Origin of the sequence: Conyzicola nivalis (assembly GCF_040548875.1) — a bacterium.
GTDB lineage: Bacteria > Actinomycetota > Actinomycetes > Actinomycetales > Microbacteriaceae > Conyzicola > Conyzicola nivalis_A.
Genome location: NZ_JBEPSJ010000002.1, coordinates 720045 through 729054 on the forward strand (window position 1 = coordinate 720045; position 9010 = coordinate 729054).

Annotated in this window: 12 protein-coding genes and 1 pseudogene; 4 read left to right on the top strand and 9 right to left on the bottom strand. The window is 67.6% G+C overall.

All coding sequences use genetic code 11. The features are described 5' to 3' along the window. Positions 1–95: 95 nt before the first annotated feature. The 4 genes from ABIE21_RS12190 to ABIE21_RS12205 all read right to left on the bottom strand — a co-directional run bounded on the left by ABIE21_RS12190 (position 96) and on the right by ABIE21_RS12205 (position 2345). Positions 96–1172: a DNA glycosylase AlkZ-like family protein gene (locus ABIE21_RS12190; protein ID WP_354025079.1), complete on the bottom strand. Its 1077-nt coding sequence runs from the start codon at positions 1170–1172 to the stop codon at positions 96–98. A gap of 10 nt (positions 1173–1182) precedes the next feature. Next, entirely contained in the window at positions 1183–1521 is a 339-nt protein-coding gene (locus tag ABIE21_RS12195; RefSeq protein WP_354025080.1) for a hypothetical protein, read from the bottom strand. Positions 1522–1599: 78 nt separating this feature from the next. Next, positions 1600–1938 (bottom strand): DUF7882 family protein, encoded by a 339-nt coding sequence (locus ABIE21_RS12200; protein WP_354025081.1) that lies wholly within the window; start codon positions 1936–1938, stop codon positions 1600–1602. Positions 1939–2015: 77 nt separating this feature from the next. Then, the gene (locus ABIE21_RS12205) at positions 2016–2345 is read right to left on the bottom strand and encodes a DUF7882 family protein (protein WP_354025082.1); all 330 of its coding nucleotides are present in this window, start codon (positions 2343–2345) and stop codon (positions 2016–2018) included. 265 nt (positions 2346–2610) lie between these two features. On the opposite strand from ABIE21_RS12205, the gene ABIE21_RS12210 reads away from it, so the two are divergent. After that, positions 2611–2769: a hypothetical protein gene (locus tag ABIE21_RS12210; RefSeq protein WP_354025083.1), complete on the top strand. Its 159-nt coding sequence runs from the start codon at positions 2611–2613 to the stop codon at positions 2767–2769. 5 nt (positions 2770–2774) lie between these two features. On the opposite strand, the gene ABIE21_RS12215 is transcribed toward ABIE21_RS12210, so the two are convergent. Genes ABIE21_RS12215 through ABIE21_RS12225 form a run of 3 tightly spaced genes read right to left on the bottom strand, consistent with a single transcriptional unit; the run spans position 2775 to position 4954 of the window. Next, positions 2775–3785, bottom strand: a complete 1011-nt coding sequence (locus ABIE21_RS12215; protein WP_354025084.1) for a glycosyltransferase — start codon at positions 3783–3785, stop codon at positions 2775–2777. Further along, complete coding sequence (locus ABIE21_RS12220) at positions 3785–4063, bottom strand: hypothetical protein (RefSeq protein ID WP_354025085.1); 279 nt, start codon at positions 4061–4063, stop codon at positions 3785–3787. Before ABIE21_RS12220 ends, ABIE21_RS12215 begins: the two co-directional genes overlap by 1 nt. A 9-nt stretch (positions 4064–4072) precedes the next feature. Next, complete coding sequence (locus tag ABIE21_RS12225; protein ID WP_354025086.1) at positions 4073–4954, bottom strand: manganese catalase family protein; 882 nt, start codon at positions 4952–4954, stop codon at positions 4073–4075. Between the two features lie 269 nt (positions 4955–5223). Here ABIE21_RS12225 and ABIE21_RS12230 point away from each other — a divergent pair, with 269 nt between their 5' ends. The 3 genes and pseudogenes from ABIE21_RS12230 to ABIE21_RS12240 all read left to right on the top strand — a co-directional run. Next, positions 5224–5415 carry a hypothetical protein gene (locus ABIE21_RS12230; protein ID WP_354025087.1) on the top strand — a complete coding sequence of 64 codons (192 nt, stop codon included), beginning with the start codon at positions 5224–5226 and terminating at the stop codon, positions 5413–5415. Beyond that, entirely contained in the window at positions 5412–5882 is a 471-nt protein-coding gene (locus ABIE21_RS12235; protein ID WP_354025088.1) for a DUF2243 domain-containing protein, read from the top strand. Before ABIE21_RS12230 ends, ABIE21_RS12235 begins: the two co-directional genes overlap by 4 nt. Before the next feature lie 83 nt (positions 5883–5965). Further along, positions 5966–6610 (top strand): annotated as a pseudogene (locus ABIE21_RS12240) (cytochrome c oxidase assembly protein); the annotation flags it as partial. Positions 6611–6667: 57 nt separating this feature from the next. Here the strand turns inward: ABIE21_RS12240 and ABIE21_RS12245 are convergent. Together ABIE21_RS12245 and ABIE21_RS12250 are read right to left on the bottom strand one after the other, a co-directional pair. Then, a complete protein-coding gene (locus tag ABIE21_RS12245; protein ID WP_436232331.1) occupies positions 6668–8389 on the bottom strand; it encodes an ABC1 kinase family protein in 1722 nt (573 codons plus the stop codon). Continuing rightward, positions 8386–8931, bottom strand: coding sequence for a PadR family transcriptional regulator (locus ABIE21_RS12250; protein ID WP_354025089.1), 546 nt, complete (start codon positions 8929–8931; stop codon positions 8386–8388). Before ABIE21_RS12250 ends, ABIE21_RS12245 begins: the two co-directional genes overlap by 4 nt. Positions 8932–9010: the final 79 nt, after the last annotated feature.

Below are 9010 nucleotides of genomic sequence, written 5' to 3' on the forward strand. Positions count from 1 at the left end.
CGGCGGATCGATCCGCCGACGCCGCCTTCGCGCGAATCATTCTGGACAACGAGCCGCCGATCGCCCGTTCAGACGGAGAATCGTCTAATCCCGTGTCACCACTCCGCGACGTCGACGCCGAGCCATTCGGCCAGGTCGGCGATCTCCGCCCGCACCATCTCGTCTTCCTCGGGGTCGAACGGCGAGAACTCGTGCACCGCGGCGACGACGAGTGCCTCGCGTTCGCGGTCCACCTCCGCATCGAGCATCCCGACGAAACGGTCGCCCATCAGAATCGGGTGCGCGAAGAATCCGTACCTGCGCTGGGGTTTGGGCTTGAACTGCTCGAGCACGTACTCGAATTCGAACAGGTCGCGCAGCCGAGGGCGGTCGAAGAGCATGCCGTCGTACGGGCTGAGAAACGCGACCCGACCGCCCTCATCGGATTCCAGCGCGGCGACCGCCTCCGGATCGACGCGCCACTTCTGCCGCAGGCCCTCGACGACGGCGGGCTCGCCGGCGTCTCCCACCGGCGACCAGGGCGAGTTCTGCCTGGCGATGCCGAGGGCCTGCAGCCGCCGTTCGTTCAGCATCCGCTCGGCTTCTTCGTACTCGTATTCGGGCATGTCTTTCGGGTGCACCCGTTCGGCGAGGTCCCACAACCGGTGGCGGCCCCGGCGCCCGACGATCGCGACCTCGCCCTGGCGTTGCAGGAAGTCGAGCATGTGCACGACCTGGTTCGGCCCGTACCAGCCGTCCGACCCGCGGGGCACCTCGGCCGTGTCGGGAATCTGCGATGCCAGCAGGGGGCCCTCGCCGCGAAGCCGGGCGAGCACGTCGCTGCGGAAACGCATGTTGGCCTCGAGCCAGGCGACGGACTTAGGATGACTCGGCCAACGCCTCATCCCGGGGAGCATGAGCGGCAGCAGGCTCGCGGGCCTGAAGGCGCCGTCGAACTCGAACAGCAGACGGTCGGACTCCACCGCCTTCGACAGCTGAGCCCGGTCGTAGTCTGCGCCGATCCTCGACCAGAGGATCGTGTGCTCGGCCGGCGCGATGGTCGCTGTGGGGTCGATCTTTATGGCCCCGAGCTCCTCCGCGATGCCCACCACGTCGCTCGGTCGGTCGGCGTCGAGCCGCTGGGCGCGCACAGCGATGAGACGGGCCTCGTCGCGGGTGAGCCGGTGCGTCACGACTGCCCAGTCAGAGGTGCGTGTCGAATTCTTCCGCGGCAGGCCAGTCGTCGCTGTTCGGCGAAGCCGTCGGCGGCGAGATCAGCAGCTCGATCTTCCGGGTCATGAATTCGATGCCCTCCGAGTTGTCCGGCTCGGGGATCGTCGAGTTGGTGGTCGCAGACATCAGGTTGGTTCCGCTGCCGAGCACGAAGCTCGCCACTATGGCATCGCCCTCGTTGCCGATGGCGTTGAGGGATACGGCGTCGGCGTGACCCTTCTCGGCGAGAAGCGCCGAGAACCGGATCAAGACGTCGGCGGCTTCATCGCCGATGAGAACTGACTGGTCCGCGTAGGTGAGGTGCTTCATCGCTATAACGTAGGCAGTGGAGTTTCCATCACTCCACGGGGTTGACAAGAATCGGCGGCGACAGAAGCCGCCCGCGACCTATACATGGCTCTTCGGGAGCGGCGTCATTCCTGTGCCCGCACCGGGCTCGGGGAGGAAGGCGAGACCGCTGTTCGAGTTGGCCGTGGCGATCAGGGCGTTCAGCCAGTCGCGGTTGATCGCTACCGGCTTCGAGCCGGAGAACTTGAAGTAGAGCGGGATCGACTGCTCCAGCCAGATCGACGAGCGGCCGCTGCCCACGCTCGCGTTGTCCTGCCAGGAGAAGAAGAACTTCTCACCGCGTCGGAGCTTCGCGCTGATGACGAGTTGGATATGAGCGAGCGCGCGATCCTCGAATCCGATTTCGATTGCTGCACTGCTATAGAGGAGCTTGCCCATTGTCTGCTGCTTTCACTGATTCGAGAACGGAAAACGGAAGCGTCGCGGCCGGGGGCCGGGCGGTCGCCGCCGGATCGTCAACCGAAGCTCGCCGGGTCGGATGCGCGGCACGGCTGGCCCTCGGCGTCGGTGACGAACATGCCTGCGGATGAACTCGCGGAGAAGGTGAGCCTCTCGATCCACTCGCGGTCGATCTTCGCGGCTTCGTTGCTCGAATAGTGAAAGGTGAGCAGAGCGGCGGGATGCAGCCAGATGCCGGTTCGGCCGCCGCCCGCGGAGTCGGGCTCATGCCACGACATGAAGAAGGCCTCCTGCCGCCTCAGTTTCTGAATGACGACGACCTCCATATGGGCGAGGACCCGGTCCTCGAAGTCGACGGTCGTGCCGTCGTATTTGAGTGTCCCCATGCTGAGCCTCGTTCCTTCGTCGGTGTGACGGCTGGTTGACGACGAAAGAAGTTCCAGTTCAGAGGTCCTCCAGCCGGCAAGGGATCTGCGACAAGCGATAGACCCGGTCTCCATGAGGCTATTCGAGCGGGGAACGCGCATATTGACGGCTTGCGCAACTCGCTTCGGTCGGCTAGATAGCGGATAGAGAACGACGCTCTAGGTGAGTAGGGCTTGTTGCGCAACCGTCTGAACTCGATTTCCGGCTCGTGCATAGGCTGCTGGGATGAAGCATCTGACGTACTCCGAGAAGAGCCTGCTGGTCAGTGACGAGGCAATCGAGTACATGCGCGGCAAGCTTCAGGACCTCGCCTTTCCTCCACACGCCCAGCCGGAGCCCCACCACGAGTCGCACTACGCGGGCGACGACTACCAGCTCGGGTAGCCCTCTCACCGCCCCGAGGGAACCTCCACCGCGCACGTGTCGGCCACCGGTTGTGAATCGAGGCGGCTCCTCAACGCACGCTCCGGTGTCGCGGCGAGCTTCATCCGCTGCCCCCGGTAGACCACGCCCCCGTTCAGGCGAGCGCCTACCGCGAGCCAGACGCAGACGGCGCGTTCGGCCAGCCACACCGGCGCCCACAGACTGCTCGTCGGGGGGAACACGGTCGTGCCTTTAGCACGCCGGCGGCCGACCTCGGCGACCCCGACCGCCGCGGCGACCAAGGGGATCAGACGAGTCGGGCGTGCGACCGCCCACACCAGGGCGGGCAGGAGCGCGAGCTCGGCGGCCAGCCGCATGGGCTGAGCGAAGTCGTCGTACGCCTGACGAACCCGCTGCGCGAGAAACTTCTCGCGGCTGGGTGCGGTTCGCCCCACGAAGACACCGTCGGCCCGGTACTCTCGTCCTCCCGCGGCGCGGACCGTTCGGAGGAGCTCGAGGTTCTCGAAGAGGGCGTCGGCGCAGTAGCCCCCGGCAGCGAGGACGACGCTGCGACGCACCGCGAGCGTACCCGCGTAGTCGGACCAGAACGCACGGTTGACGAGGGTCCGCGCGGTGTCCCACTGTGTATGCCACGCGCGCTCGAGAAAGTAGTTCTGCGGCCGCACGATGTCGGCTCGACCGAGACATTCGACCACGCGTCTGAGTTCGGAGTAGCTGTAGCGCACGTCGTCGTCGCCGATGACGACCGCTTCGTGCCGGGAGAGGCGGAGTCCGGTCATGACTCCCAGCACTTTGCCGTTGAACCCCGGCCCGGGCTCCGGCGCCACGTGCCTGACGAGTCGCTGCCACCGTGCCGCGTTGTGCCGGAAGACCTCGTCGTCCGAGCCGTCGACGACCGTGACATCCGCCCACTCGGCCAGCCTGCTCAGATACTCGGTGAGGTCGTCGTGATCGTCTCCACGCTCGCACCTGATCGGCAGCACGTACTCCACGGCGAGCCTGGGCGCGTCGCGCATCAGCGCGCCAGCGGCATCGGGCTGCCGTCGGTTCCGAGCCCGAGCGCGAACCTGAACTCGTCGAACCATTCGACGCACTCGCCTAGGGTGCCGAACGAGTAGGCCTCGACCTCCTCCCCGTCGAGGCCGACGCGGAACCGGTCACCGTCGCAGACGATGTGACCGATCACCGCGCCGGCGACGGGCTGCTTGAACGCGCGTACCTCCCACAGCAGCGGCGCGACCGCGATAGCGGCTACGTCGCGCTGCGAGTCGGGCGGGCGGCGTCCGGTGTTCATGGCCGGGCGTCAGTTGGAAGTGACAGCGTCCTTGATCACTCCCGCTGCCTTCTCCACGATGTTCGGCTTGGGGGTGGTCCCGTACAGACGCTCGTCCGGCTGCGTGGGCGGGGGCATCGGCACGCCACGTGGCGGCTCTGCGACGTAGGTGAACTCCCCCTTGCCGTCGGGGGTCGCACCGCTCGCCCACGAGCCTTCGCTCGCCTTGGCGCCGTCGGAGAAGTTGATGTACTGGTACGAGACGTCGCGCTCCTCCTTGTCGATCGGGAAGTTGCTCGGCACAGGCAGGTCTTCCACTCCCTCGGCGCGGAGCTCCGCGGCCGCGGCGATCCACTGGTTCTGGTGCATCGTGTCTCTCGCCAGCAGGAACGAGAGCAGGTCACGCACGCCGTGGTCGTCGGTCATGTGATACAGCCGCGCCACCTGCAACCGACCCTGCATCTCGGCGTTGGCGTTCGACGTGAAGTCGGCCAGGAGATTGCCGCTGGCTGTCACGTAGCTTCCCTGCCACGGGTTGCCGTTGCTGTCGACGGGGCGAGCGCCGGCGCCGGCCACGATGGCCGCCTGAACGTCGGTGCCGCCGATGACCGCGCCGAGCACCGGGTCGGCCCTCATCGCGTCTTCCGACTGCTCGACCGGCGCCTTCTCCAGCAACTGCGCGATCATGATCGCGAGCATCTCGACGTGCCCGAACTCCTCCGCTCCGATGCCGTAGAGGAGGTCGCGGTACTTGCCCGGTTCGTGCGAGTTCCAGGCCTGGAAGCCGTATTGCATGGCGACGCTGATCTCGCCGTATTGTCCGCCCAGCACCTCTTGCAGCCGGCGGGCGAACACCGCGTCGGGCTTGCTGGGCGAGGCCTTGAACTGCAGTTCCTGTCGGTGGAAGAACATGGCTCTCCATTGCGTTTGGTGGGTGTGAAGCCGCGATACCGCGGCCAGATGCGTCTACGGTAGGCACCTCGTCGGCGCTGCAGATCCGGGGGTTGACCAACGCCGTTCGAAGGCAGATAGTGCCTCCCCGTGGGTAGTGGCGCCTCACGCACGACGGGCACGGATTTCTGCTTTTGTCCACCCTCGGGCGCGGTGTCGGCTGCGGTTGTTTGAATTGAGGCAACCACGGAGGACTCATGAGACATTCACCGACGCTCCAGGGACAGGCCATGGTCCTTCCGATCTCGGCAACGGAGTGGCGGATCAGCGACCCCCGCCGCAGCGAGAACGATGCGCTGTGCCTGATCGGCTTTGTCCAGCAGATCGACCAGGTCTTCGAGACCACCCGAATCGGCCGCCCGCTCGAACGACGCTTTTTCGTATCCCTGTCGGCCGCCGTGGAATTCCTGACCGTCCCGTGAACCAGTCGGTCGAGTTCGACCACCGCGCGCCCGCGGCGAAGTCCTATGCAGCGGGACTGCTCATCGGCATCGGGCTGATGGCGGCCGTTGACGAGATCGTCTTCCACCAGCTTCTCGGCTGGCACCACTTCTACGACCGAGACACGACCCGGGTCGGCCTCGTCTCCGACGGCCTCCTTCACGCCGCCGAGCTGGTGGCGTTGGTGGCGGGGTTCTTTCTTCTGGCGGATGCTCGCAGGTGGGGCTCATCCGTGGGGCTGTTCCCCTGGGCGGGGCTCTTCGTGGGCCTCGGCGTCTTCCAGCTCTGGGACGGCCTCGTGAATCACAAGGTCCTGCGGCTCCACCAGGTGCGTTACGACGTCGACCTCCTCCCCTACGACCTGCTGTGGAACGGGGCCGCCGCACTCCTGTTGGCGGTCGGTGTCGTGCTCACGATCGTGGCGGTCACGCGACGCCGCCGCGGGTGACCCCGGTGCACGGTCACGGCACGTCGACGATCGGGCTGGGTACGCCGATCCTCGCGCTCGCTGCCGTGCTGACCGTCGCGTATGTGGCGGCCGCGATCCGCCTGCGGCGCCCGGGCGGCCGGGGATGGCCCGCGCCGCGGGTCGTCGCCGCCGTGCTCGCGTTCTGCGCCGTGTCGGCGACCCTGGTCGGCCCCATCGCGGTCGGGGCGTCCGACGATCTCGCCGCGCACATGGCCGCGCACCTCGCGGTGGGCATGCTCGCACCGCTGCTGATAGTCGTCGCGGCGCCGGGCACTCTCGCCCTGCGCGCGCTCGACGTCGTGCCGGCCAGACGCCTCTCCCGGCTGCTCCGTTCGGGCCCTGTGCGCCTGGCCACCCATCCGTTGTTCGCCGGCACCCTCTACACCGCGTCGATGTGGCTGCTCTATACGACCCCTTTCGGCGTGGGCCTCACCGGCAATCCGCTGCTGCACTGGGTGCTCCTCGTGCATTTCCTCGTGGCCGGCTGCCTCTTCACCGCGTCGATCGTGCCCGTCGATCCGTCGCCGCACAGGTCGAGCTTCCGGCTTCGGCTCACGGTCTTCCTGCTGGCGGCCGCCGCGCATTCGGTGCTCGCCAAGCAGATCTACGCGCATCCGCCGCCCGGCACGACGACGGACGAAGCGCAACTCGGCGGCCTGATCATGTACTACGGCGGCGACACCGTCGGGCTTGCCATCCTCGTCGTCATGTTCACACGGCAGTACATTGCCACCCGCCCGCGGGGACGACTCCGTGGCCATCCGTCAGGGGTTGCGGCGGCCCGGCAGCATCGTGACGATCAGCGGAACGACCGACACTATGAGCAAAACCGTGCTGAGCACCTCGTCGTCGGCGCGAACCACGGCGCCGGCGACCACCAGGGCGCCGAACACGAGACCCGAGACAAGACGCCGTAGGGTGCGGTCGAGTCGTGCGACCTGCCGCTCGAGCCGCGGAGTCGCGATGGACACCGTGCCGTCTTCGAACCTGCTGATGAGGGAGTCGAGCCGCCCCGGCAGCCGCACCGCGACGCCGGCCGCATCGACGGCCTTCTGCGCGAAATCCTGCACGATGTTGCCGCTCTCGTCGCGCAGCAATTTCGCGGCGTACGGCTCGACCGAGTCCCAGAGGTTGAACCGGGGATCGAGCGAGCTGCTCACGCCCGATATCAACGACATCGCGCGGATGACCAGCAGGAAGTTCTCGGGCAGCTGGAACGGCAGCGACCGCACGACGTCGCCGAACTGCACGGCGAACTGCCGGAACTCGCGGGGGTCGACCTCGCGCAGCTCGGCGAAGCCCATCCCGCCGAAGCGGCCGAACAGCTGGGTCATGGCTCGCTCGAGCTCGATGACGTCGGCGGAGGGCAGGAGCACGCCGACGTCGCGCATCGCGTCGACCATGCCCTTGCCGTCGCGGGAGGCCGCGGCGATCAGCAGCTTGCGCAGGCCGCTGCGGGTGGAGTTGGGGATGGCGCCCATCATCCCGAAGTCGATGAAGGTGAGCTTCCACGGTCGGCCGTCGGAGCCCTCGTCCGCGGGGGTGACGAAGATGTTTCCGGGGTGCGGATCGGCGTGGAAGAAGCCGGTGGAGAAGAGCTGGTCGAACATCACCGCGGCGAAGTCCCGCGCCACGTCGGCGGGGTCGATCCCGGCGGCGCGCAGCCCGGGCAGGTCGGTGATCTTGATGGCGGTCACGTCTTCGAGAGTGAGCACCCGCCTGGTAGTGCGCTCCCAGACGACGCTCGGCACGCCGACCCGGTCGTCTCCGGCGAAGAACTCCGCGAAGCGCTCGGAGTTCGCGGCCTCGTGCAGATAGTCGATCTCCTCGAGGCTCGTCACGGCGAACTCCTCGATCAGGGCGGGCATGTCGACCCGGTCGTAGACCAGCCGGATCCGGCTGAGCCAGCCGCCGACGCGGCGCAGAGCCGACAGGTCGACGGCGACGATCTCGTCGATGCCCGGCCGCTGCACCTTGATCACGACGCCGGTGAGCCCGGTCGCTGCCGCGTCCTCCGGACCGAGCCACGCCCGGTGCGCCTGGCCGAGCGATGCCGCCGCGATCGGCGTCTCGTCGACCGAGGCGAACGCGTCGGCGAGCCGAACACCGAGCTCCGCCTCGGCGAGCGCGCGGATCCCCTCGAAGGGAACCGGCGGCACCTCGTCCTGCAGGCCCTCGAGCTCCTTGGTGAACTCGGGCGGCAGAACATCCAGCCTCGACGACATGAACTGGCCGACCTTGATCATGAGCCCGCCGAGATCGAGGGCGAGCACGTGGAAGCGTCGCGCGAAGCGCTGCATCCGCTTCGCCCGCGTGCGCTCCGTGACCCGCGTGAACCCGACTCGGGGCAGGAAGAGCTCGTACCACCAGGTGACGGCGAGGTGCCAGGCGGCGAATCGCAGGATGCGACGGTAACGGTCGCGATGAGCCCCGCGCCCCGGCCGCTCGGACTCCGCGGTCAGCGGAGCAGACGTGGTCGTGGTCACACTCGCGCGAGGATCGAGTAGAGGCGACGGCGCGCGTCGTCGAGCACGGCCACGGCCTCCTGGATCTGCTCAGGGGTACCGGTGCGCCCGACCTGCGCGGTAGCCTGCGCGAGCTCGACGCCCGCCTTCGGCAGAGCGGCGAATCCGCTGCCCGGCGCCGCGCCCGTCGACTCCCACGGCGACGACGCGTCCGGGCCGGCGACGGCCTCCCGGCCGGTGTCGGTCAGCGAGTAGATCTTGCGGCCGTTTCCCTCTTCGACGCTGATGAGTCCCTCGTCGGCCAGAAGCTGCAGGGTCGGGTACACCGATCCGGCGCTGGGCTTCCAGCTTCCGCCGCTGCGCTCCTCGATCTCATGGATCATCTGGTAGCCGTGCATGGGCTTCTCGGCGAGCAGTGCGAGCACCGCGGCGCGCACGTCACCGCGACCTACGCGCGACCCGGCGCGCTTCTCGAACGTCGTGCGCATCTGCTCCATCGCCTGCCACACGCCGTCGATGTTGTTGCCGAGATTGAAGCCGCCTGCCGGAAATGAAGCACCCATGCTGTCCTCCTACGTGGACCGTGAACGATATACAACGATACTGAACGATATACCCTTCGAGGTGCATCCGCGCGGATGC